This window comes from Streptomyces sp. NPDC058326, from assembly GCF_042879855.1.
Classification (GTDB): Bacteria; Actinomycetota; Actinomycetes; order Streptomycetales; family Streptomycetaceae; genus Streptomyces.
This window is the reverse complement of the sequence record NZ_JBHVZO010000014.1, coordinates 36,471-59,634: the sequence shown is the minus strand read 5'-3', so window position 1 is coordinate 59,634 and position 23,164 is coordinate 36,471. Positions and strand designations below refer to the sequence as shown.

Here is a 23,164-nt window from a genome sequence, read left to right as displayed (position 1 = left end):
GCACCGATCGCGCGCGACCTGGCAGCATTGGGGGGTGACAGCAGCAACGCACTCCACTCTCTTCCCGCAGGTCCCGGAGACGGCCGACGCGGTGCTCGACGGGCTCGACCCCGAGCAGCGCGAGGTCGCCCTGGCCCTGACCGGCCCGGTGTGCGTGCTGGCGGGAGCCGGCACGGGCAAGACGCGGGCCATCACCCACCGCATCGCGTACGGGGTGCGGGCGGGCATACTCCAGCCCGGCAGTGTGCTGGCCGTCACCTTCACCAACCGTGCCGCGGGCGAGATGCGCGGCCGGCTCCGCCAGCTCGGCGCGGGCGGTGTCCAGGCGCGTACGTTCCACTCCGCGGCCCTCCGCCAGCTCCAGTTCTTCTGGCCGAAAGCCGTCGGTGGTGATCTGCCCCGGCTCCTGGAGCGGAAGGTCCAGCTGGTCGCCGAGGCCGCCGCCCGCTGCCGGGTCCGGCTCGACCGGAACGAGCTGCGGGACGTCACCGGGGAGATCGAGTGGGCCAAGGTCACCCAGACCGTCCCCGCCGACTACCCGGCCGTCGTCGCCAAGTCCCTCAGGGAAGCCCCCCGGGACCCGGCCGAGATTGGCCAGATCTATGCCATGTACGAGCAGCTGAAGCGCGACCGCTCGGTGATCGACTTCGAGGACGTGCTGCTGCTCACCGTCGGCATCCTCCAGGACCGGCACGACATCGCCGACCAGATCCGCCGGCAGTACCAGCACTTCGTCGTGGACGAGTACCAGGACGTCTCCCCGCTCCAGCAGCGGCTGCTCGACCTGTGGCTCGGCGACCGCGACAACCTGTGCGTCGTCGGCGACGCGAGCCAGACCATCTACTCGTTCACCGGCGCCACCCCCGACCACCTGCTGAACTTCCGCACCCGGCACCCGGGCGCCACGGTCGTCAAGCTCGTCCGCGACTACCGCTCCACCCCGCAGGTCGTCCACCTCGCCAACGGGCTGCTCAGCCAGGCCGGCGGCCGGGCCGCGGAGCACCGCCTGGAGCTGATCTCCCAGCGCGACCCCGGCCCCGAGCCCGTCTATACGGAGTACGCCGACGAGCCGACCGAGGCCGAGGGCACCGCCCGCCGCATCCGCGACCTCATCGCCGCCGGAGTACCGGCCGGCGAGATCGCCGTCCTCTACCGGATCAACGCCCAGTCCGAGGTCTACGAGCAGGCTCTCGCCGACGCCGGAGTGCCCTACCAGCTCCGGGGCGCCGAGCGCTTCTTCGAGCGCCAGGAGGTACGGGAGGCCATCGCGGCCCTGCGGGGCGCGGCCCGCTTCGGCGCCAACGACTCGCTGCTCGACGGCGCCGAGGAGCTGCCCGCGCAGACCAGGGCGGTCCTGTCGGGACGCGGCTGGACCGGTCAGCCGCCCGCCGGCTCCGGCGCGGTCCGCGACCGCTGGGAGTCCCTCGCCGCCCTCGTCCGGCTCGCCGAGGACTTCGCCCGCGCCAAGCCCGGTGCCACCCTCTCGGACCTGGTCGGCGAACTCGACGAGCGGGCCGCCGCCCAGCACGCCCCCACCGTGCAGGGCGTCACCCTCGCGTCGCTGCACGCCGCCAAGGGCCTCGAATGGGACGCCGTCTTCCTGGTCGGCCTCACCGAGGGCATGATGCCCATCACCTACGCCAAGACCGACGAGCAGGTCGAGGAGGAGCGGCGCCTGCTGTACGTCGGCGTCACCCGCGCGCGGCTCCACCTCACGCTGTCCTGGGCGCTCTCCCGCTCCCCGGGCGGCCGGGCCTCCCGGCGCCCCAGCCGCTTCCTCAAGGGGCTGCGGCCCGGCTCCGGCGCCCTCGGCCCCACCGTCACCGGCGGTACCGGCTCGGTCGAGCGGGGTGGCGCCGCGGCCGGCCGGCGCAAGCAGCGCGGCCCCGTCCGGTGCCGGGTCTGCGGGACCACCCTCACCGAGGCGGGCGCGATGAAGCTCATGCGCTGCGAGGACTGCCCCTCCGACATGGACGAGGCGCTCTACGAGCGGCTGCGCGACTGGCGCTCGGAACAGGCCAGGGAGCTCGGCCAGCCCGCGTATTGCGTGTTCACCGACAAGACGCTGATGGCCATCGCCGAACGGGTCCCCTCGACCGGCGGGGAGCTCTCCTCGATCTCCGGCGTCGGCGCCCGCAAGCTGGACCGCTTCGGGGACGACGTCCTGGCCATCTGCGCAGGTGGGGGTGGTGGGGCGGGAGACCGTGAGAGCTGATGAAAACTCGTCGGAAAAATAGTTTGCGCCTGCCCCGTCAAGCCCCATAGGTTCTTAACCACGGAAACAGCGGCTTCTTCGAAGCCCTGTGTTCGTGCTGTACTTGTCCAAATAAACATGAGGGCCCGGCTCGCACCCGAGCCCTCCGAGACGCCGAGAGGAGGCGATTCCAGTGATCAGCACCACGATTCAGGCCGGCAACACCGCCCGCTTCGTCAGCACCGTCAGCTTTGCCAGCACCGCCAAAATGACCGATCGCTCGGTCGTCTCCGCCTGCACGCTCGGCCTCTCCGCCTCCGCCTTCATCGGCACCGGTCTGTCCGTCGCCGCCCTGCCCGTCGCTGCCCTGCCCGTCACCGGTCTCTCCGGTCTCGGCGAGGCCGCCATCGAGCGGCGCGACGAGCGACCGACCAAGGCACTGGGAGCAGTAGCAGCAGGCAAGGCCACGGCCTATGGCATTGCGGCGACCGGTGCCGGCAACCAGCAGCAGACGACGAAGCACCACCACATGATGTGGGCCTTCCGTGGGCTCGAACCCTGGAGTGATCCAGTCTGATCCATGATCAGACCGGCGCCTTCAGGGCCGCGGAACCCCACCCGGGATCCGCGGCCCTTCTGTTTGTCCCCGAACGGGGACGACGGCGTGAAGGCGCCTCGGGACAGACACACCCCGGTACCAGCCGAAACCCCGGCCAACAGGCCGGAACGACCAGACGAGGAAAAACCACCGTGCAACTCGAAGCGCACGCCCCGTCCGTACCGCCTTCCGATTCGATCCCCCTGCCCGGCCTCACGGAGGACCCCGCTTTGACCCCCCTCACCGCGCTCACCGCGCTCGACGACGCCATCGAGAACCTCGGCGTACCCGTCCCCTGTCGCGCCTACGACCCGGAGGTCTTCTTCGCGGAGTCCCCGGCCGACGTCGAGTACGCGAAGTCCCTCTGCCGGACGTGCCCGCTCGTGGCGGCCTGCCTGGCCGGTGCCAAGGAGCGCCGCGAGCCCTGGGGCGTCTGGGGTGGCGAGCTCTTCGTCCAGGGCGTGGTCGTGGCCCGCAAGCGGCCCCGTGGCCGTCCGCGCAAGAACCCGGTCGCGGCATGAGCGCCACCGGAACCATCGACCGCCCCCTCACGCACGATCCCCAGAAGCAGGCCCCGATGACCTCTTCCACCAGCGAGCCCGCCGGCTTCGCGACCTCAGTCTTCTCCCCCGCCGCCGCGCCCACCGCGCGTCAGAACAGGACCCGTGAAATGCAACTCATCCCAGAAGCCCTGGCCCGTGCCCATATGCACGAGCGCCGGCGTGAGGTCGACGCGGAACGCCAGGCCGTGCGCCTGGTCGCCGCCCGACGCATGCAGCGCCGCGCCGAGCGCGTCTCGCTGCGCGCCCGCCGCGCGCTGGCCATGGCCGTCATGCACTAGGGCCTGTCTGACAATTCCCGCCGGGTCCGGCCCGCCCGGCACGCACGCTCGCCGCACGGCCGAAGCGCCCAAGTAGCTCCGCTACGAGGGCGTCCCGGCCGCACGCCGATCGCACGCACCGAACGACCCGGCCTGATCCGGCGCGAATTGTCAGACACCCCCTAGGCCCCCAAGGGGCGCTGTCGCGGGGGCCGGTCCTGAGGGACCGGCCCCCGCGGTGCGTTGTCGGGGCCGCGGCGCCCTGTCGGGTTTATCGTCACGAAGATGAACGACGCCCGTACCCCCGAGGGACCCCTCGCCTGCGCGCGCTGCGGCAAGACCGCCGACACCCTGCCGCTGACCTGGACCTGCTCGGTGGAGAACGGCCGGCGCACGTACTTCTGCGAGGACTGCGCCCGCGCCAACATCCGCGCCATCGAGGGCCGTCTCGACTCCTCCTGGTGGTGATGCCGCCGCGGGTGTCCCGGCCGCCGGCCGCGGGTCTGCTCGGCCGCCCGTCTCCGTGTCAGTCGGCGTCGGGTGCCACGAAGCCCGGCAGCCACTCCTCCAGTTCGTCCCGCAGCCGCACCGTCGCGTTGAGCTGGCACAGCACCCCGATGGTGCTCAGCGTCACCCGGTGTATCAGAAGATACGAGGGAGGCAGGTTGAGCTGCTTGCCCAACTGGTGCGCGGGGGAGCGGGGATCGGCGATCCGGGCCGCCTGGGCACGCAACCAGCCGCGGGTGAAGACGAAGGGCTCCGTCTCGGCCGGCTCGATGATCGGCAGCAGATACTCCAGGACCTTCTCCGGGTCGAGCTCGACGGAATCCTTGACGAAGCCGTCCGCGCGCAGCAGTTCGTAGACGGTCTCGGCCTCACCCGCGAGCGCCATCCGCAGACAGGTGCCGATCGTCTCCGGCAGTCCGCCCGGCAGCCGGTCCACGGTGCCGAAGTCGAGCACTCCGAGCCGCCAGGCCTCCGGCCCGTCGTCCTCGCCGGGGCCGGGCAGCAGCCGGAAGTTCCCCGGATGCGGATCGGCGTGCAACAGCCCGGTGCGCGCCGGGCCCGAGAAGAGGAAGCGGGCAAGCAGCTGGCCGGCCCGGTCGCGCTGCTCCTCCGTTCCGTCAGCGATCACCTCGGCGAGCGGGAGCCCGTCCATCCACTCGGTCACGAGGATCTGCTCCGACTGGTGCACCACCGCGGGCACCACCACATGGGGGTCGTCCGCGAACTCCTCCGCGTGCCTCTGCTGGGCCTCCGCCTCCAGGCCGTAGTCCAGTTCCTCGGAGACCCGGTCCCGCATCTCGGCGATCAGCGGCTTGATGTCCATGCCCGGAACGAGCGGACCGAGCAGCCGGGCGAAGCGGCTCAACTGTGTCAGGTCGGAGAGCAACGCCTCCCCGGCGCCCGGATACTGCACCTTGACCGCGACCTCGCGACCGTCGTGCCAGACGGCCCGGTGCACCTGCCCGATCGAGGCCGCCGCCGCGGGCTTGTCCTCGAACTCGAGGAAAAGCTCCCGCCATTCGGGACCGAGCCGCTCCGTGAGGACGGTGTGCACGGTCCGCGTCGGCATCGGTGGCGCAGCTTCCTGAAGCTTCGTCAGCGCCGCCCGGTACGGTCCGGCCACGTCCTCCGGCAGGGCGGACTCGAAGACGGACAGCGCCTGTCCGAGCTTCATGGCACCGCCCTTGAGCTCGCCGAGCACCTTGAACAACTGCTCGGCCGTGCGTTGCTGGAGCTCGCGGGCGACGATCTCCGCCGATCTGCCGCCGATCCGCTTTCCCAGGCCCCAGGTGGCCCGGCCCGCGAAGCCGAGCGGCAACGCGGCCAACTTGGCAGTCCGGGTGACCGCCTTCCGGGGAAGATCAGACATACGCCCCTCCAAAACCCAGATAGTTGTGCTGCGTAGGGCCGTTACCCCGCCATTGTGTCCTGCGCGCTTCCGGCCGCCGAGACGCGCTCCCCCTCTCGCCCGCGCGCGGCCCCGCAGGGACACGCCGGATGCGGTCCCAGCCGCTCGGCACGCCACTCCAGCAACGGCAGCGACACCGACCATCGGGTGCCGGTGCTCGCCGGGAGATCCCCGTCCAGAAAGGCCAGCGCGTGCGCGGCGGCGAGCCCCGCCACCGCCGTCGCGAGACCCAGGTCACAGGCGGGCAGCGGATGGGGGGCGCCGGAGCGCCACTGGGCGAGCAGCCGGGGCCACACGGGCTCCCGGTCGGTCCGCCCTTCCTGGAGACACCGCGCGCAGGCGGTGCCGCCCGGCAGTACGAGCGGACCGACCGTCCCTGTCGCTTCGAGCACCCCGGCGTACAGGTGCGGGGTACCGGTGGCGACCCACCGCTCGGCCGGGAGCGGATCGGGGACGTACGCGCCGAGACCGTCCCTCGGCGTCACCACGACGAGTGACAGCCCGGCCCCACCGGAACCCTCACCCGGTCCGCCGCGTCCCCGGCCCGCCGATCCGCTGCCGCCGGCCGGTGCCGGTGCTCTCCGCCGCGGGGCGGACAGGCCCGGTGCGGGGCGGCGGGTCCGCCAGCGGCCGACCAGGCGTCGGGCCGCCGTCGCCCGGCGCTCGCCGACGGACTCGACCGGCAGTCCGCCGGGGGCCGTCTCCCAGGGTTCGACCCGGCCCGAGTCCCGCACCTCGACCTCGCCCACGCCCGCCGCGGCAAGCAGCGCCGCCACGGTCGCCCCCACCCGTCCGGCGCCCCGGACCTGGACACGCAGGGCCCGCCGGGCCGCCAGGGTCCGTGCCGCCCGCTCCGGCCCGGGGTGCACCACGGAGAGGGAGGCCAGGTCGGCGCGGAGCGGATCGAGCGCCGGGTCCACCGCCCCGGCCGCCGGTCCCGCCCTCCCGGGCCGCCCGGTGCCGGCGTCGGCGAGCAGTCCGGCCGACTCCAGTCGCCCGAGGAGTGCCTCCAGACGTCCGTCCGGCAGGCCGCGCTCCCGCGCCTCGGCCCGCAGCAGTTCCGTCCCGCGGGTGCCGTCGAGCAGTCCGAGCAGGGCTTCCGTGTCCTGGTCGACGGGGTCGAGCACCACCGCGTGGGCGGGGGTGACCCCGAACTGGACACAGCGGAGACCCCGCCAGGTCCGCCGCAGCGCAGGTTTCACCATGGGATGCATTTCCCTCGCCCCCCGCTCTCGTCCCGATCCGCATTCAAGATCGACGACGTCGAGATCGTCGACGGTCCATTCGCCGTCCCGAGGCGAGAATGCCCCGTCGCCGTGAGAGCCGCCGAAAGTTGTCCACAGGCGAGGGGATTAGTCATTCGAATGGTGCGGAGTGGGGGCGGATCGCCCGCGAAACCCCTCCTCGGGTGGGACTTCTCCCGCCGGCAGCGGGTAACGTCGGGGCCGTGCCCGCCGACCCACAGCGCAGCGTGACCGACTCCCCGCACCCCGGTGCGGGGACGAGTGCGGTCGAGGTCCGCAGAAGCCCGCGGCGGAGCAGAACCGTCTCGGCCTACCGCGAGGGCGACCGGACCGTGGTGCTCATTCCGGCACGGATGTCCGAGGCGGAGGAGCGCCGCTGGGTCGGCGTCATGCTGGACAAGCTCGCCGCGAAGGAGAGCCGGAGCGTCCTCGGGGACCGTGAGCTGACCGAGCGGGCGCTGCGTCTGTCGGAGCAGCACCTCGGCGGCCGGGCCCGGCCCGGCTCCGTGCGCTGGGTCACCAACCAGAACACCCGCTGGGGTTCGTGCACCCCCTCCGAGGGCAGCATCCGCCTCTCCCACCGGCTCCAGGGCATGCCCGAGTACGTCGTCGACTACGTCCTCCTGCACGAGCTGGCCCATCTGCTCGTCCCCGGGCACGGGCCCCGGTTCTGGCGGCTCCTCGAGGCGTATCCCCGCACCGAGCGGGCGCGCGGCTACCTGGAGGGCGTGGTCGCGGCCGAGCGTCTGCCGCACCTTCCCGCCGCTCGCGAAGAGTGACGGAGCCGGTACGGGCACGCGCGCGGGTTTCCCGATTCCGTACCGAAAACGACCTGCGCTGTCTCAATGTCGTACTCAGCGGCTAGCCTGGCGCGAGCAATCGCCATTCGGGATGGGGGACGGTCGTAACGCATGGCCAGGGAATTCCAACGCGGCCACAAGGCCAAGATCAGTGATCTCACCGCGGGAACCGATCTGTACGTGGGTGTGCAGATCGCGGCGCCCGGGCTGACCTTCGACATCAGCTGTTTCGGGCTCGACGCGGAAGAGCGGCTCTCCGACGACCGCTACTTCGTCTTCTTCAACCAGCCGAAGACTCCGGAGGAGTCCGTCCAGCTGCTCGGTGCCCAGTCCGGCGACACCGAGTCGTTCCGCGTCACCCTCGATCGCATCCCCGCCAACATCCACAAGCTGTCGTTCACCGCGACGATCGACGGCGCCGGCCAGATGTCCCAGGTCGGCCCCGGTCACCTGCGGATCGTGGCGGGCGGCGAAGAGGTCGCCCGGTACTCCTTCACGGGCGCGGAGTTCAGCACCGAGCGCGCCGTGATGCTCGGCGACTTCTACCTCAAGGACGTGTGGCGGTTCGCCGCCGTCGGCCAGGGCTTCGACGGCGGCCTGGACGCGCTCCTGCGCAACTTCGGCGGCGAGGTCGCCGAGGAGGAGCCCGCGGCGCAGCAGCAGGCCGCGGCTCCCGGGTTCGCCCCGCCGCCGCAGGCGGCGGCGCCTCCGGCCTTCGGCGCGCCCGCGGCCCCGGCGCCCGCCTTCGGCGCGCCTCAGGCACCCGCGCCCGCCCCCGCGTTCGGCGGGCCGCCCGCCCCGCAGGCGCCCACGCCGCCGCCCGCTCCGGCGCAGCCGGTGCACACGGCGCCCACGATGGTGGCGCCGATGGCTCCCGCGCCCGTTCCGCCGCCCGCCCCCGCCCCGACGGCCCCCGGGCCGTACGGTCAGCCGCCCCAGCCGTCCCCGTACGGTCAGGTCCCGGGCCAGCCGCCCGGCCAGTACCCCGGTCAGGTCCCGGGGCAGGGCCAGGTGCCGTACGGTCAGGCCGCCCCGGCTCCGTACGGTCAGCAGCAGCCGTACGGGCAGCAGGCGCCGTACGGTCAGCAGCCCGGCGTCCCGCAGGGTGTGCCCCAGGGCGTGCCGGCGACCGGCCCCGGACTCGCGGCCGCACTCGCGCCGTACAAGGAGACCGCCACCGGCGCCCGCTGGACCCCGCAGAACCAGCAGCTCATGCGGGTCGACCTCGCCATGGGCGGCACGCCCGTCCTCGCCCGGCAGGGCTCCATGGTCATGTACCAGGGCAAGGTCGACTTCTCCCACAAGGGCGCGGGCTTCGCGGGCCGGATCGTCGGCAACGCCACCGGCCAGGAGATGCAGCTGATGCGCTGCACCGGTCGCGGTCAGCTCTTCCTCGCCGAGGAAGGCGCCCACCTCCACCCGATCGAGCTCCAGGGCGACGGCATCTGCGTCTCCGCCGAGAACGTCCTCGCGTTCGACGAGTCCCTCCAGTACGAGGTCCGGCGCATCGAGGGCCACGGCATCCCCGGCGGCGCCCTGTTCACCATGCAGTTCCAGGGCACCGGCACCGTCGTCGTGAAGACCCACGGCATCCCCGTGGTGCTGCCCGTCACGCCGACGACCTTCGCCGACTGCAACGCCGTCGTCGCCTGGTCGTCCGCGTCCCAGGTCATCCTCTCCAGCCAGGTCAGGCTCCGGCGCAACGCCTACCCCGGCCACAGCGGGGAGACCGTGAACCTCCAGTTCCGGGGAGCCCCCGGCAACTTCATCGTCGTCCAGCCCTACGAGGTCTGAGGGAGCCCGAAGTCATGAACAAGCAACTCGCGGGCTACGCCCCGACCCCCGTCGCGGCCCGGATGGAGAACCACGGCCGCACCATGCTCAAGGTGGCCATGGCCTCCGGCCAGGACCTCTACGCCCGGACCGGCTCGATGGTCTCCTACGAGGGATTCATCACCTACGAGCCCAACCCGCCCGCCGCGCGCCAGGTCGCCAAGCAGTGGGCCACCGGCGAGGGCGCGCCGATCATGAAGTGTTCCGGCGACGGGCTGCTCTACCTCGCCGACTACGGCGCCGACGTCGTCGTGATCAACCTCCAGAACGACTCGATCTCCGTCAACGGCACCAATGTGCTCGCCTTCGACGCTCACCTCCAGTGGGGCGTCGAGCAGGTCAAGGGCCTCGCCAAGTTCGCCGGCCAGGGCCTGTTCAACGTGGAGATCGCCGGTACCGGCTGGGTCGCGCTGACCTCGCGCGGCACGCCGATCGTCGTCGACTGCGGCCGCGGCGACGACGAGACCTATGTCGACCCCGACGCGCTCGTCGCCTGGTCGCCGTCGCTCAAGGTCAAGGGCAAGCGCAGCTTCAAGGCGTCCTCCCTCATCGGGCGGGGCAGCGGCGAGGCATATCAGATGGCCTTCTCCGGACAGGGCATCGTCGTCGTACAGCCGAGCGAGGACAGCACCGACCGCCTGCGGATCCGGGGCTGAGGGGAAGCGAGAACACACCATGCAGAGCCCGCTTTTCAACCACGCCGAACAGCAGAGCCAGGAGCGGTACGTCCTCCAGAACCCGCAGCTCCTGCGGGTCAGCCTCACCGGGCAGGACGACATCCTCGCCCGCAAGGGCGCCATGGTGGCGTACCAGGGGCTCGTCGACTTCGACGGCGAGTACAAGACCCCGAGCCAGCGGCGGGCCCAGGCCCGCACCGGTGAGGGCCTCGACCTGATGCGCTGCTCCGGCCAGGGCACGGTCTACTTCGCCAACCTCGCCCAGTACGTCCACGTCGTGGAGGTCGAGCAGGAGGGCCTGACCGTCGACAGCGCCTATGTCCTGGCGCTCGACTCGACCCTCAACACCGAGGTCATCGCCGTCGACAGCCAGTACGGCATCTCCGGCTCCGGCAAGTACCAGCTCAACATCTCCGGCCGTGGCAAGGTCGCCCTGATGACCTCGGGGCAGCCGCTGATGATGCACGTCACGCCCGACAAGTACGTCAACGTCGACGCGGACGCGATCGTCGCCTGGTCCACCGGGCTGCGCGTCCAGATGCAGGCGCAGACGACCAACTCCAGCGTCCGGCGCCGTCGCGGTGACACGGGCGAGGGCTGGGAGCTCAGCTTCCTCGGCCAGGGCTTCGCGCTCGTCCAGCCCAGCGAGGTCATGCCCCCGCAGCACGCGGCCATCGGCCAGGGCATCGCGGCCCAGTTCGGCGCGGGCCAGCACGGCGCCCACGCCCAGAACCAGAACAACGCCTGGAACTGAGCACCGGACACGGATGAGGGGCGGTCGCCCGGGCGACCGCCCCTTCCTCATGTCCCGCTACAGACGGGCGAGCGTGCTCTCCAGGAGACGCACCACCGACGTGTCCGCCACGCCCGCCACCTCCTCGTACGCGAACCAGCGCAGGTCCAGCGACTCCTCGCTGATCGCCGCCACCGCGTCGGCCGGGGCGATCGCCGCGTACTGCACGTCCAGGTGCCAGTGACAGGGCGCCGGGATCGGATGCCGGTCGAGCCGCACCGGGCCACCCGGCAACAGGCTCAGACCCGCGATCCCCGACTCCTCGGTCGCCTCGCGCAGCGCCGCCGCCTCCACCGTCGCGTCGCCCGGTTCGCAGTGGCCGCCCATCTGCAGCCACATGCCCAGCTTCCTGTGCAGAGTGAGGAGCACCCGGGCCCGGGACGGGTCGATCACCAGCGCGCTGCTCGTGAGATGACCGGCCCCGCACGGCTTGTACATGCCGTCGGGATGGGCGTCCAGATGCTCCAGGTAGAGCTGCCGCAGCTCCTCCTGGCTCCCGTACTCCTTCAGTACGAGGACCGCGTCGTCGTGCAGGCTCACTCCTTGCCGTCCCCGTCCTCCGGGGCATCGCCCTTCGCCGCCTCGCCGAGCATCTTGTCCAGCTCGGAGAAGTCGAGGTGCTCGCGGTGCACGAAGCCGTCGGGGTCGTCCAGGTCGGTCGCCGTCGGCAGCATGTCCGGGTGCTCCCACAGGCCGTCCCGGCCGTCCACCCCGCGCGCGTCCGTCAGCGACGCCCACAGGCGTGCCGCGTCCCGCAGCCGGCGCGGACGCAGTTCGAGACCGATCAGGGTCGCGAAGGTCTGCTCGGCGGGACCGCCCGACGCCCGGCGCCGGCGCAGCGTCTCGCGCAGCGCGTCCGCCGAGGTCAGCCGCGACTTGGCGGCCTCGTGGACCACCGCGTCCACCCAGCCCTCGACAAGGGCGAGCGCCGTCTCCAGCCGGGCCAGGGCAGCCTTCTGCTGCGGCGTGTCCTCCGGCTGGAACATGCCCTGCTGGAGCGCCTCCTGAAGCTGCTCGGGGTGCGTCGGGTCGAGCTGGCCCACCGCCTCCTCCAGCTTCGAGGTGTCGACCTTGATCCCGCGCGCGTACCCCTCGACGGCGCCGAAGAGGTGCGCCCGCAGCCACGGCACGTGCGCGAAGAGACGCTGGTGGGCGGCCTCGCGCAGGGCCAGGTAGAGCCGCACCTCGTCGGAGGGCACGCCGAGGTCCTTGCCGAAGGCCTCGATGTTCAGCGGCAGCAGAGCGGCCCGGTTGGGCGGGCCGAGCGGCAGACCGACGTCGGTCGACCCGACGACCTCACCGGCGAGCGCGCCGACGGCCTGCCCGATCTGCTGGCCGAACATGGCGCCGCCCATGGAGCGCATCATGCCGATCAGCGGGCCCGCCATGGCCTGCATCTCCTCCGGCAGGACGTCGCCCATCGCCGCGCCGACGCGCTCCGCGACCGGGTCCACGAGCTGCTGCCACGCGGGCAGCGTCGCCTCGACCCACTCGGCGCGGCTCCACGCCACGGCCGTGTTCGCCCCGGAGGGCAGCGAGGTGACCTGGTCGAGCCACAGGTCGGCGAGGCGCACGGCCTCCTCGACCGCGGACTTCTCGGCCGGGCCCACACTGGCGTCCTTGGTGCCGTCGGCGGTGCCCTGGGCCACCACCTGGCGCGCGATCTGCTTGGCCATGTCCCAGTTCACGGGACCGCCCTCGTAGCTCAGCATCTGGCCGAGCTGCTGGAAGGCCGCACCCAGGTCGTTGGGGTTCAGCGAGCCGAACATCGCCGCGAACGGATTGTCCGCGCCCCCCGGCCCGCCCATGCCGGGCAGCCCGCCGAAACCGAACGGGTTCGCCCCGAACGGGTTGCCGCCCTGGCCACCGGACCCCTGGCCACCTCCGGCGGGGTCCTTCTTCTTGCCCTCGTCGCCGTTCTCCGGCTCCTCCGGCGGAAGGCCGAATCCGAATGGGGTGTCACTCACAGGTTTCCTCGGCTCTTCGGGCCGCCGGCCTCTGCCGACGGCGACTGCCCGTTACACACCACCAGCGTAGGTGGTGTCCCACTGATCGGGCCGGGCCCGATCGGCGGGGCATCACCCGACATCCGGGCCGGAAATGGGCTCGGTGCTCCGCCGGGCCGTGCCCTGCGGCAGGATGGACGCCACCTGGTCCGTACGCGTCATGCGTGTACGTACTGAAGACAACCGCTGGAGACGCCCGGTGAGTTCCCCAGATCCTCAGGTTCGCGGAGCGCGAAACCCCTCAACCCGGTCTGCCGCGCGCGGCCCCGTCGTCGCGGTCACCGGTGCCGCGTCCGGCGTGGGTGACCTGCTGACCAGGCGCCTCGCCGCCTCCGACGAGATCAAGAAGGTCGTCGCCATCGACGAGCGCCGCGGCGAGGTCGCCGAGGCGCAGTGGCACATTCTCGACGTGCGCGACCCGGCCATCGCCGAGAAGCTGCGCGGCGCGGACGTCGTCGTGCACCTCGCCGTCGATCTCGACCTGGAGACCGACCCCGCCGCCCGGACGGCCTACAACGTACGGGGCACGCAGACGGTGCTGACCGCCGCGGCGGCCGCCGGCGTCCACCGGGTGGTGCTGTGCACCTCAGCGATGGTCTACGGCGCCCTGCCGGACAACGACATCCCGCTCTCCGAGGACGCCGAACTCAGGGCCACCGCCGAGGCCACCGGCGTGGGCGACATGCTGGAGATCGAGCGCCTCGGCCGCCGGGCGCCCCGCGCGCACCCCGGCCTCCACGTCACCGTCGTCCGCCCGGCCGTCCTCGTCGGCGGCACGGACACGGCGCTGACCCGCTACTTCGAGTCGCCCCGGCTGCTCGTCGTCGCCGGATCCCGGCCCACCTGGCAGTTCTGCCACGTCGACGACCTGGTCAGCGCCCTGGAGTACGCGGCGCTCGAGAAGGTCGACGGGGAGTTCGCCGTCGGCTGCGAGGGCTGGCTGGAACAGGAGGAGGTCGAGGAGCTCTCCGGCATCCGGCGCATGGAGCTGCCCTCCGCCGTCGCCCTCGGCACGGCGGCCCGCCTCCACCGCATCGGTCTCACCCCGTCCCCGGCGGGCGACCTCGCGTACACCATGCACCCCTGGGTGGTGAGCGTCGGACGGCTGCACGACGCCGGCTGGCGGCCGCGGTGGACGAACGAGGAGGTCCTCGCCGCGCTCCTGGAAGAGGTCGAGGGCCGCCACACGGTCGCCGGCCGCCGCCTGGGCCGCAAGGACGCCACGGCGGCCGGTGCGGCGGGCGCGACGGTGGCGCTGCTCGGCACGGCGGCGCTCGTCCGGCAGATGCGGAAGCGGCGCGGGATCTGACGGGCGGGGGCAGGACCGGCGCGGGATCCGACGGACGGGGGACAGGACCGGCGCGGGATCCGACGGGCGGGGGCAGGACCGGCGCGGACTGTAGGACCCTCCTACGCCGGCCGGCGACCGCCGGTCGAAACCGCTATTCCGGGATCTCGCGCGCGTGCGGCACGATGGGGCCATGGCACCGACGTTTGACCACCCCGGCGAGCAGGCCGCCGCCGACCCCATCAAGCTCCTCGCGATCCGGGAGACCCCGCTCTCCCTCGACGAGGTCTTCCGGGCGGTCGGGGACGACGCCTCCGGCGGCACGACGCTCTTCGTGGGCACCGTGCGCAACCACGACGGCGGCGCGGACGTCGACGCCCTCGGCTACTCCTGCCACCCCACGGCGGAGGCGGAACTGCGCCGGGTCGCGGAGAAGGTCGTCGCCGACTACCCGGTCCGCGCGCTGGCCGCCGTCCACCGTGTGGGCGACCTCCGTGTGGGCGACCTGGCGGTCGTCGTCGCCGTCTCCTGCCCGCACCGCGGAGAGGCCTTCGAGGCCTGCCGCAAGCTCATCGACGACCTCAAGCACGAGGTCCCGATCTGGAAGCACCAGACGTTCTCCGACGGTACGGAGGAGTGGGTGGGCGCCTGCTGAGCGTCCGCCCCGGGCGCAAGGCGACGCGCCGACACCCTGTAGCCGAACGCCCGATTTGCGTAACCGGCCCCCAAGCGCCAGCGTTGACCTCACAGATGGCAGAGTCTGCTGAGCAATTCACTGGGGATGGGAGGTCGGGATGGCAGCGCTGGCCTGGTTGCTGATTCCGCTTTTCGCAGTCGTCGGCGCGGCGATATGGGGAAGCTGGGCGCAGAGGAACAAGACGATAGGTGACGTGGCCGAGCTCGCCGGCTACGCACGCTTCCGGGACGCGATGGAACGCGCCCACACCATGACCGCGCCTTCCGCGCACGCGGACCTCGAACCGGCCGCCGCGGCCGGCGGTGTCACCACCTCGCCGTCGAGCTGACGCCTGCCCGCCTCGTACGGACCCGCCCCACAGGTGCACTCACAGGCGAGTCCCGTACTGTCGTTCCATGCCACGCCGCACCGCGACGATGCTCGCCTCCACCCTGGTCCTGATCTGTCTGCTCATCGCGGGCGTTCTGATCCCGGTGCCGTACGCGGAGATGAGCCCGGGCCCCACGGTGAACACCCTCGGAGACGCCAGGGGAGAGCCCGTCCTGCAGATCTCGGGACGCAAGACCTACCCGACCGACGGGCACCTGAACATGACCACGGTCCGGGTCACCAGCGCGGACTACAAGATGAACGCCGTCGAGGCCGTCTACGGCTGGCTGGCCCACGACAACGTGGTGGTGCCCCACGACACGCTCTACCCGGACGGCAAGACCGAGGAGCAGTCGAGCCAGGAGAACGCCGAGGAGTTCAGCCAGTCCCAGGAGAGCGCCAAGGTGGCCGCCCTGAGGGAGCTGGGGATCCCGGTGGTGTCCCGGGTCGTCGTCGGCACCGTGATCAAGGGCTCGCCCTCCGAGGGCAAGCTGCACGCCGGTGACGTGATCAAGGCCGTCGACGGGGTGCCGATCGCCGCGCAGGGCGATGTCGCCAAGCAGGTCACGAAGCGGAAGCCCGGCCAGGACGTCGAGTTCACGATCGTCCCCGCCAAGGAGGCGGCCGCGGCAGAGAAGGCCCGCAAGGAGCCGACCGTCACCCGCAAGGTGGTCATCACGACCACGACGTCCGAGGAGGGCGACCGGGCCGTCGTCGGCATCCAGGCCGGTACCGACCACGTCTTCCCGTTCACGATCGACATCAACCTGGCGGACGTCGGCGGTCCCAGCGCCGGGCTGATGTTCGCCCTCGGCATCGTCGACAAGCTCACCCCGGGCAGCCTCACCGGCGGCCGGTTCGTCGCCGGCACCGGCACCATCGACGACGCCGGCGCGGTCGGCCCGATCGGCGGCATCCAGATGAAGCTGGTCGGCGCGCGGGACGCCGGAGCGGAGTACTTCCTCACCCCGGCCGACAACTGCGAGACCGCCGCCTCCGACACCCCCGAGGGGCTCACCCTCATCAAGGTCGACACCATCGACGACGCCACGAAGACCCTGGAGAAGCTCCGCGAGGGCGACACCGCGTCCCTGCCGAGCTGCTCGAAGAAGTGAGCCCGAGCTGCTCGGAGAACTGACCCGAGCGGCTCCGAGGACGGGCGCGGTTGCCCGATGAGCTGACAGAGGCGCCGATACGCCGAAGGGGCGCCCGGTCGACACGACCGGGCGCCCCTTCCCGTACGGGGGGCGGATCAGGATTCGAAGGTCGCCGCCAGTGCCTCGGCGAGGCCCGGCACCAGGTCGGGGCCGGTCAGGACCTCGGTCGCGGTGTCCTTCTCGCGCAGCCGGATCGCCGCCTCGCGGGCGCCGCCGCGCAGCACCGCCACGGTCATGCGTACCTCCTGACGGTCGGGGTGGGCGGCCACCCACTTGGCGAGCTGCTTCTCGTTCAGGCCCTGGGGGACCTGGGCCTCCGCCGACGGGGGCAGCATGAGCCGCTCCACCGTCATGGCGCAGCCCGCCACGCCCGCGGGCCAGGCGATCGTGCCGAGGAACTCGTCGAGGGGCTTCCCGCGCGGCAGCTTGTCCTGCTCGATCGGGGTGTAGGCGGTGGCATCGTCACCCAGGCCCAGCTGGGAGGCGAGCGCGGGTTCCTTGGCGCGCAGGCGGGCGGTGTCGACAAGGGCGAAGAGGCGGGCCGGCTGGTCCCAGCCGAGGCCCGCCGCGTACTCGTCGATCTCGAGCACCGCGCGGGTGAGGGGGCTCGCGGCCATCGCCGGGCCGGAGGGGGAAACGTTGGACATGACCAATATCCTGCCTCCTCTTGCCCGGAACACGGGAACTAGGTAAAGCCTCAGTAAGTTGCATCAGTGGGCTCTACGATCGCGGGGCCTGCTTTCAGACGCATCAACATCGAGGGGCGCACGTTGGCTTTCCAGATGCCGGACCGCGGCGGTAGCCCGTCCGGGCCGAGGATGAGAGTCGGCCGGCCGTCCCGGCGGGCCCGGACCTTGCTCATGACTCTCGGGGTGCTGGCCGTTCTGGCCATGGCGTTCGTGATGTTCGCCGGGTTCTGGACGGACTGGCTCTGGTACCGCTCGGTCCAGTACTCGTCCGTGTTCACCACCACCCTGTGGACCAAGATCGGCCTCTTCGCGGTCTTCGGTCTGCTCATGGGCCTCGCCGTCGGCCTGAACATCTGGCTGGCGCACCGGCTGCGGCCGCCGCTCAGCGCGATGTCGCTGGAGCAGCAGAGCCTCGACCGCTACCGGATGGGCCTCGCTCCGTTCAAGAAGTGGGTGCTGCTCGCCGTCACCGCCCTGGTGGCGCTGATCGCCGGCGCCTCCGCGTCCGGCCAGTGGCGCACCTGGCTGATGTGGGTCAACGGCGTGAAGTTCGGCCAGAAGGACCCGCAGTTCGGGCTCGACGTGGCGTTCTACGCCTTCGACCTGCCCTGGTACCGCTTCCTGCTCGCCTTCGGCTTCGCCGCCACCGTCCTGTCGCTGATCGCCGCGGCGCTCACGCACTACCTGTACGGCGGGCTGCGGATCACCAGCCCGGGGGCGCGGGCCACCGCCGCCGCCACCGGGCACCTGTCCGTGCTGCTCGGCGTCTTCGTGTCGCTGAAGGCCGTGGCGTACTGGCTCGACCGGTACGGGCTTGCCGTGAAGTCCAGCGACTTCAAGGCCACCGGGAACTGGACGGGTCTGCGGTACGTCGACGCCAACGCGTACCTGCCGGCGAAGACCATCCTGTTCTGCATCGCGGCGATCTGCGCCGTGCTGTTCTTCGCGACGCTCTGGCGCCGCACCTGGCAGCTGCCGGTGATCGGCTTCGGCCTGATGGTGCTCTCCGCGATCCTGATCGGCGGCCTGTACCCGGCCATCGTGCAGAAGTTCCAGGTCCAGCCGAACGAGCAGGCCAAGGAAGCGCCGTACATCCAGAAGAACATCGACGCGACCCGCAAGGCGTACGCGATCGACGGGACGAAGCCCGAGAACTACTCGGGCAAGTCGACGGTGAAGGCCAAGGACCAGCTGCGCGCGAACGCCGACGGGGCCGCCAGCTACCGCGTCCTCGACCCGAACATCGTTTCGCCGACGTTCCAGCAGCTGGAGCAGAAGCGGAAGTACTACCAGTTCCCGACGACCCTGGACGTGGACCGCTACCAGGGCAAGGACACCGTCGTCGGTCTGCGCGAGCTCAACATCAAGGGCATCCCGAAGCGCAACTGGATCAACGACCACTTCACATACACCCACGGCTTCGGGGCGATCATGGCCTCGGGTACGCAGACGGACGCCAACGGCTCCCCGGTCTTCACCGAGGCCGGCCTGCCGACCAAGGGGACGCTCGGCCCGTACCAGCAGCGGATCTACTACGGCGAGAAGACCGACCAGTACTCGATCGTGGGCGGCCCGCAGAAGGAGCTGGACTACGAGGAGAACGGCGAGAAGACCACCAGCTACAAGGAGAAGAGCGGCGTCAGCCTCTCCAACGCCTTCAACCGCGCCGCGTACGCGGTGGCCTTCAGTGAGCCGCAGATCCTCTACTCGGGGGCCATCGGCGAGGGCTCGCGGATTCTCTACAACCGCACCCCGAAGGAGCGCGTCGAGGCCGTCGCGCCCTGGCTGACCATCGACGGCGACGCCTACCCGGCGGTCGTCGAGGGCCGGATCCAGTGGATCATCGACGCCTACACGACGACCAACGGCTACCCGTACGCCTCGCGCACCACGCTCGGCGACACCACGGCCGACTCGCTGACCGTCGGCAACCAGCAGCGCGCGGTCGTCGCCCAGCAGAACCAGGTCAACTACATCCGGAACTCGGTGAAGGCCACCGTCGACGCCTACGACGGCACGGTGACCCTCTATCAGTGGGACACCGCCGACCCGGTCCTGAAGACCTGGATGAAGGCCTTCCCGGACACCGTCAAGCCGAGGGCCGAGATCAAGGGCGACCTCCTGGAGCACCTGCGGTACCCGCAGGACATGTTCAAGGTCCAGCGCGAGCTCCTGACCCGCTACCACGTGACCGACCCCGCGCAGTTCTACAGCGGTTCGGACGCCTGGCAGGTGCCGGACGACCCGACCAACAAGGAGGGCAACGCGGTCCCGCCGTACTACCTGAGCATGAAGATGCCCGGGGACACGGTGCAGCGCTTCTCGCTGACGACGACGTTCACGCCGAACGGACGCCCCAACCTGGGCGGCTTCATGGCGGTCGACGCCGACGCCACCAGCAAGGAGTACGGCCGGCTGAGGCTGCTGCGAGTCACCGAGGATGTGCCGGGCCCGGCCCAGGTGCAGAGCAAGCTCAACGGTCTGCCCGCGGTCGCCACGTTCGTCCGGGACATGAAGGGCGCCGACTCCGACATCCAGTACGGCAACCTGCTGACCGTCCCGCTCGACGGCGGCTTCCTGTACGTGGAGCCGGTGTACGCCCAGGGGCGCAACGCGCTGTACCCGCTCCTGAAGAAGGTCGCGGTGTCGTACGTGGACGCGGACCAGCCGGACGGTGACACGACCAAGGACACCACGGTGTTCGAGGACACCCTCACCGGGGCGCTCAACGCGGTCTTCGGGGTGGACGCCCCCACGGCCCCGCCCACGTCGCCCACGGACCCGCCGGGCACCCCCGAGCAGCCGGTCACCAACGACGCCGCGCTCAAGAAGGCCATCGCCGACGCCCAGAAGGCGTACGACGCGGGCGAGGCGGCGCTGGCGAAGGGCGACTGGACCGCGTACGGCAAGGCACAGGACGACCTCCAGGCGGCCCTCCAGAAGGCGGCGGAAGCCGGAGCGAAGCTGAAGGCCCCGGGATCAGGCGGCTGACCTGAGGTTTTCCATCCCGCGTCCGTGGTACTGTTGGTTCACCGACGCGGGGTGGAGCAGCTCGGTAGCTCGCTGGGCTCATAACCCAGAGGTCGCAGGTTCAAATCCTGTCCCCGCTACTCAGATGATGAGGGCCCGGATCCATAAGGATCCGGGCCCTCGTCGTGTGTCGGCGTGCACAGGGGGCCCGAAGAGCGGTAGGGAGGGGGCGAGTTGGCGTGAGTCGTGTTTGACTTGTCTCTCTGTGGGCATGTCGACAAAACGCTGAGTGACCTCACTGGCTGCGGTATACCAGGTGTGCTCGGGTTGCGGGTGGTGCGACGATGGTATTCATGGGGGACAGGGCAACTCTGTTGGAGACAGGGCGGTTTGTGCAGCGGCACGCCAGGAACGCCGCGGACGAGATCATCGAGGCAGTGGGGGCCGTCGATGCGGCCGTCGACACCACCGCCGAGACCGATCCCGACACCGAGAACGAGACCGAGAACGAGGCCCGCCACCGACGGGCCGCCGAGCACGGCGACCTCGCCTCGATGAGCGCGCTCGGCGCGCTGCTGCTGCGCCGCGGAGACCTCGACGGCGCCGAGCCCTATCTGCGCGGCGCCACCGCCGAGGGCGACCGGGCCGCCGCCAACAACCTCGGGGTCCTGCTGCATCAGCGCGGATACACCGAGGAGGCCGCCGGCTGGTGGCGGGTCGCCGCCGTCGCCGGCTCCGCGCCCGCCGCCCACGCCCTCGGCCGCCACCACCGCGAGCGCGGCGACGAGCCGGCCGCCGAGTACTGGCTCCGGCAGGCCGCCGAGCAGGGCCACGCCCTCGGCGCGTACGCCCTCGCCGACCTCCTGGAGCACCGCAGCGACGTCGGCGCCGAGCGCTGGCTGCGTGCCGCCGCCGAACAGGGCCACCGCGAGGCCGCGTACCGGCTCGCCCTCGCCCTGGAGCGTCGCGCCACCGAGACGACCCGCGGACCCCACGACACCGGCACCCGGCTCCGGGTGCCCGGCACGGGTGCCCTCGTGCCCACCGGCGCGGGCGCCGCGGGCGCCGTCGCCGGGCCTGCCGCCGGCGAGCCCGGGGGAGAGCCGACCGAGGCCGAGCAGTGGTTCCGGCAGGCGGCCGCGCGCGGCCACCGGCGGGCCGCGCTGCACCTCGGGGCGATCCTGGAGCAGCGGGGCGAGCTCAAGGAGGCCGGCCGCTGGTACCTCAGCTCCGCCAAGGAGGGCGAGGCCAAGGCCGCCTGCGCGCTCGGCTTCCTGCTCCGTGACGCGGGCGACGAGGAGAGCGCCGCCGTGTGGTGGCTGCGCGCCGCCCAGGACGGCGACGGCAACGCCGCCAACGCCCTCGGCGCCCTGCACGCCGCCCGGGGCGAGCAGCAGACCGCCGAGCGCTGGTACCGGGCCGCCATGGACGCGGGCGACGTGAACGGCGCGTACAACCTCGGGCTGCTCTGCGCCGCCCAGGACCGTATCCAGCAGGCCGAGCAGTGGTACCGGCGCGCCGCCTACGCGGGCCACCGCGAGGCCGCCAACGCGCTCGCCGTGCTGCTCCTCCAGGCCGGCGACGCCAACGGCGCGGAGCCCTGGTTCTCCAAGGCGGCCGAGGCGGGCAGCGTGGACGCCGCCTTCAACCTGGGCATCCTCCACGCCGGCCGTGACGACGACCGTACGGCCCTCGTCTGGTACGAGCGGGCCGCCGCCGCGGGGCACACCGAGGCCGCCCTCCAGGTCGGCATCGCCGCCCTCCGCGACGGTGACGAGCGGACCGCCGAGCGGCACCTGCGCTGCGCGGCCGGCGGCGGCAGCGCCGAGGCTGCCTTCCGGCTCGCCTCGGTGCTCGACGCGCGTCGCCCCGACCCGGGCCCCGCCGTCCTCGGCGCGCCCCGGGAGGAGAAGACGGAGTGCGAGGAGTGGTACGAGCGGGCCGCCCAGCAGGGGCACCGGCGCGCCCAGGTGCGGGTCGGCATGCTCGCCGCCGGGCGCGGCGACCTGGCGGAGGCCGACCGCTGGTACCGCGAGGCGGCGGAGGCGGGCAGCCGCAACGGCGCCTTCAACCTGGGGCTGCTCCTCGCCCGCGAGGGCAGCGAGCGGGAGGCCGCCCTCTGGTGGACCCGGGCCGCCCGGGCCGGGCACGGCCGCGCCGCCCTCCGGCTGGCGCTGCTCGCGGCGCGCCGCGGGGAGCTCACCGAGGGGCGCCGCTGGTGTGCCCGCGCGGTGGAGCTCGGGCCGGCGGAGGTCGCCGAGCGGGCGGCCCGGCTGAGCGAGGCGCTGCACCAGGAGCTGACGGCGTAGCGCTGTCCTCCGCGCCCTCCCGTACCCCGTGTGCTCTTCGTTAACGGATTTGCGCTGGTGACGGGGGTCCCGTAGAGTCGTGTTTACCGACGCGGGGTGGAGCAGCTCGGTAGCTCGCTGGGCTCATAACCCAGAGGTCGCAGGTTCAAATCCTGTCCCCGCTACTCAGTAGCAACGAAGGCCCGGATCCGATGTCGATCGGATCCGGGCCTTCGTCGTGTTCCCCGGGCGCGGTCTTCCCTGACGCAACGCCGCAACCACGCGACACGCCAACACCCCCACCACGCAAAAAGCCCCCGCACCGGCGGGGGCTTTCGTCGTCTGTCGCTCAGGCGGTCGTCGCGCAGCTCGGGCAGACGCCCCGGTACGTGACCTCCACGTTCGAGATCGTGAAACCGAAGCGCTCGGTGTCCGGCAGGTCCGCCAGCGGGTCGCCGCCCGGGTGGACGTCGCGGATGGCGCCGCAGCGCCCGCAGACGAGGTGCTGGTGCGGCCGGTGGGCATTGGGGTCGTACCGCTTGGCGCGTCCGTCGGTCGCGACCTCCATGACCTCGCCGAGGGTGACCATCTCGCCCAGCGTGTTGTAGACGGTGGCGCGCGAGATCTCGGGCAGCCGCGTCACGGCGCGCGCGTGGACCTCGTCGGCGGTCAGGTGCACATGGTCGCCGTCGAGGACCTCGGCCACGACGCGCCGCTGCGCGGTCATCCGCCAGCCGCGTCCGCGCAGTCGTTCCAACAGGTCACTCATGAGGGCCAGCCTAACAGTCGCGGGACCGCGATCCCGAACGGGTGTGACTTTGGAAGT

Annotated in this window: 21 protein-coding genes and 2 tRNA genes; 17 read left to right on the top strand and 6 right to left on the bottom strand. The window is 71.9% G+C overall.

The window, feature by feature from the left end:
- Nucleotides 1–34: 34 nt before the first annotated feature.
- The 5 genes from ACFVYX_RS24395 (at nt 35) to ACFVYX_RS24375 (ending at nt 4,080) form a co-directional block, all read left to right on the top strand.
- Nucleotides 35–2,215 (top strand): ATP-dependent DNA helicase UvrD2, encoded by a 2,181-nt coding sequence (locus tag ACFVYX_RS24395; protein ID WP_389683574.1) that lies wholly within the window; start codon nt 35–37, stop codon nt 2,213–2,215.
- A gap of 172 nt (nt 2,216–2,387) precedes the next feature.
- On the top strand, nt 2,388–2,771 hold the full coding sequence (locus ACFVYX_RS24390; protein WP_389683573.1) for a hypothetical protein: 384 nt from the start codon (nt 2,388–2,390) through the stop codon (nt 2,769–2,771).
- A 173-nt stretch (nt 2,772–2,944) separates the two neighbouring features.
- Nucleotides 2,945–3,313, top strand: coding sequence for a WhiB family transcriptional regulator (locus ACFVYX_RS24385; protein ID WP_389683572.1), 369 nt, complete (start codon nt 2,945–2,947; stop codon nt 3,311–3,313).
- On the top strand, nt 3,310–3,633 hold the full coding sequence (locus ACFVYX_RS24380; protein ID WP_389683571.1) for a hypothetical protein: 324 nt from the start codon (nt 3,310–3,312) through the stop codon (nt 3,631–3,633). The genes ACFVYX_RS24385 and ACFVYX_RS24380 overlap by 4 nt, the downstream gene beginning before the upstream one ends.
- A 264-nt stretch (nt 3,634–3,897) precedes the next feature.
- Complete coding sequence (locus ACFVYX_RS24375) at nt 3,898–4,080, top strand: hypothetical protein (protein ID WP_389683570.1); 183 nt, start codon at nt 3,898–3,900, stop codon at nt 4,078–4,080.
- Between the two features lie 58 nt (nt 4,081–4,138).
- Here the strand turns inward: ACFVYX_RS24375 and ACFVYX_RS24370 are convergent, their stop codons facing one another.
- On the bottom strand, nt 4,139–5,488 hold the full coding sequence (locus ACFVYX_RS24370) for an ABC1 kinase family protein (RefSeq protein WP_389683569.1): 1,350 nt from the start codon (nt 5,486–5,488) through the stop codon (nt 4,139–4,141).
- 41 nt (nt 5,489–5,529) lie between these two features.
- Nucleotides 5,530–6,741, bottom strand: coding sequence for a TOMM precursor leader peptide-binding protein (locus ACFVYX_RS24365; RefSeq protein WP_389683568.1), 1,212 nt, complete (start codon nt 6,739–6,741; stop codon nt 5,530–5,532).
- A 233-nt stretch (nt 6,742–6,974) separates the two neighbouring features.
- On the opposite strand from ACFVYX_RS24365, the gene ACFVYX_RS24360 reads away from it, so the two are divergent.
- The 4 genes from ACFVYX_RS24360 (at nt 6,975) to ACFVYX_RS24345 (ending at nt 10,835) form a co-directional block, all read left to right on the top strand.
- The gene (locus ACFVYX_RS24360) at nt 6,975–7,550 is read left to right on the top strand and encodes a SprT-like domain-containing protein (protein WP_389683567.1); all 576 of its coding nucleotides are present in this window, start codon (nt 6,975–6,977) and stop codon (nt 7,548–7,550) included.
- A 132-nt stretch (nt 7,551–7,682) separates the two neighbouring features.
- A complete protein-coding gene (locus ACFVYX_RS24355) occupies nt 7,683–9,365 on the top strand; it encodes a TerD family protein (protein ID WP_389683566.1) in 1,683 nt (560 codons plus the stop codon).
- A gap of 14 nt (nt 9,366–9,379) precedes the next feature.
- Complete coding sequence (locus ACFVYX_RS24350; RefSeq protein ID WP_389683565.1) at nt 9,380–10,060, top strand: AIM24 family protein; 681 nt, start codon at nt 9,380–9,382, stop codon at nt 10,058–10,060.
- A gap of 19 nt (nt 10,061–10,079) precedes the next feature.
- Entirely contained in the window at nt 10,080–10,835 is a 756-nt protein-coding gene (locus ACFVYX_RS24345) for an AIM24 family protein (RefSeq protein ID WP_389683564.1), read from the top strand.
- Between the two features lie 57 nt (nt 10,836–10,892).
- On the opposite strand, the gene ACFVYX_RS24340 is transcribed toward ACFVYX_RS24345, so the two are convergent.
- Nucleotides 10,893–11,414, bottom strand: a complete 522-nt coding sequence (locus tag ACFVYX_RS24340; protein WP_389683562.1) for an NUDIX hydrolase — start codon at nt 11,412–11,414, stop codon at nt 10,893–10,895.
- A complete protein-coding gene (locus tag ACFVYX_RS24335) occupies nt 11,411–12,841 on the bottom strand; it encodes a zinc-dependent metalloprotease (protein ID WP_389683561.1) in 1,431 nt (476 codons plus the stop codon). Before ACFVYX_RS24335 ends, ACFVYX_RS24340 begins: the two co-directional genes overlap by 4 nt.
- Nucleotides 12,842–13,079: 238 nt before the next feature.
- On the opposite strand from ACFVYX_RS24335, the gene ACFVYX_RS24330 reads away from it, so the two are divergent.
- From ACFVYX_RS24330 to ACFVYX_RS24315, 4 genes are all read left to right on the top strand, one after another.
- Nucleotides 13,080–14,189, top strand: coding sequence for an SDR family oxidoreductase (locus ACFVYX_RS24330; RefSeq protein WP_389683560.1), 1,110 nt, complete (start codon nt 13,080–13,082; stop codon nt 14,187–14,189).
- A 172-nt stretch (nt 14,190–14,361) separates the two neighbouring features.
- On the top strand, nt 14,362–14,823 hold the full coding sequence (locus ACFVYX_RS24325; RefSeq protein ID WP_389683559.1) for a molybdenum cofactor biosynthesis protein MoaE: 462 nt from the start codon (nt 14,362–14,364) through the stop codon (nt 14,821–14,823).
- A 139-nt stretch (nt 14,824–14,962) separates the two neighbouring features.
- Nucleotides 14,963–15,193 carry a hypothetical protein gene (locus tag ACFVYX_RS24320; protein ID WP_389683558.1) on the top strand — a complete coding sequence of 77 codons (231 nt, stop codon included), beginning with the start codon at nt 14,963–14,965 and terminating at the stop codon, nt 15,191–15,193.
- A 67-nt stretch (nt 15,194–15,260) separates the two neighbouring features.
- Nucleotides 15,261–16,349: a PDZ domain-containing protein gene (locus ACFVYX_RS24315; RefSeq protein WP_389683557.1), complete on the top strand. Its 1,089-nt coding sequence runs from the start codon at nt 15,261–15,263 to the stop codon at nt 16,347–16,349.
- Between the two features lie 137 nt (nt 16,350–16,486).
- On the opposite strand, the gene ACFVYX_RS24310 is transcribed toward ACFVYX_RS24315, so the two are convergent.
- Nucleotides 16,487–17,038, bottom strand: a complete 552-nt coding sequence (locus tag ACFVYX_RS24310) for a PPA1309 family protein (protein WP_030320796.1) — start codon at nt 17,036–17,038, stop codon at nt 16,487–16,489.
- 135 nt (nt 17,039–17,173) lie between these two features.
- Between ACFVYX_RS24310 and ACFVYX_RS24305 the strand changes: the two genes are divergently transcribed.
- The 4 genes from ACFVYX_RS24305 (at nt 17,174) to ACFVYX_RS24290 (ending at nt 22,523) form a co-directional block, all read left to right on the top strand.
- On the top strand, nt 17,174–20,071 hold the full coding sequence (locus tag ACFVYX_RS24305; protein WP_389683702.1) for a UPF0182 family protein: 2,898 nt from the start codon (nt 17,174–17,176) through the stop codon (nt 20,069–20,071).
- Nucleotides 20,072–20,116: 45 nt separating this feature from the next.
- Nucleotides 20,117–20,190: transfer RNA gene (locus ACFVYX_RS24300), tRNA-Met, on the top strand.
- A 204-nt stretch (nt 20,191–20,394) separates the two neighbouring features.
- Nucleotides 20,395–22,359: a tetratricopeptide repeat protein gene (locus ACFVYX_RS24295; RefSeq protein WP_389683556.1), complete on the top strand. Its 1,965-nt coding sequence runs from the start codon at nt 20,395–20,397 to the stop codon at nt 22,357–22,359.
- Nucleotides 22,360–22,449: 90 nt separating this feature from the next.
- A tRNA-Met gene (locus ACFVYX_RS24290) sits at nt 22,450–22,523 on the top strand.
- Nucleotides 22,524–22,687: 164 nt separating this feature from the next.
- Here the strand turns inward: ACFVYX_RS24290 and ACFVYX_RS24285 are convergent.
- Nucleotides 22,688–23,107: a Fur family transcriptional regulator gene (locus tag ACFVYX_RS24285; RefSeq protein ID WP_384116046.1), complete on the bottom strand. Its 420-nt coding sequence runs from the start codon at nt 23,105–23,107 to the stop codon at nt 22,688–22,690.
- Nucleotides 23,108–23,164 lie beyond the last annotated feature (57 nt).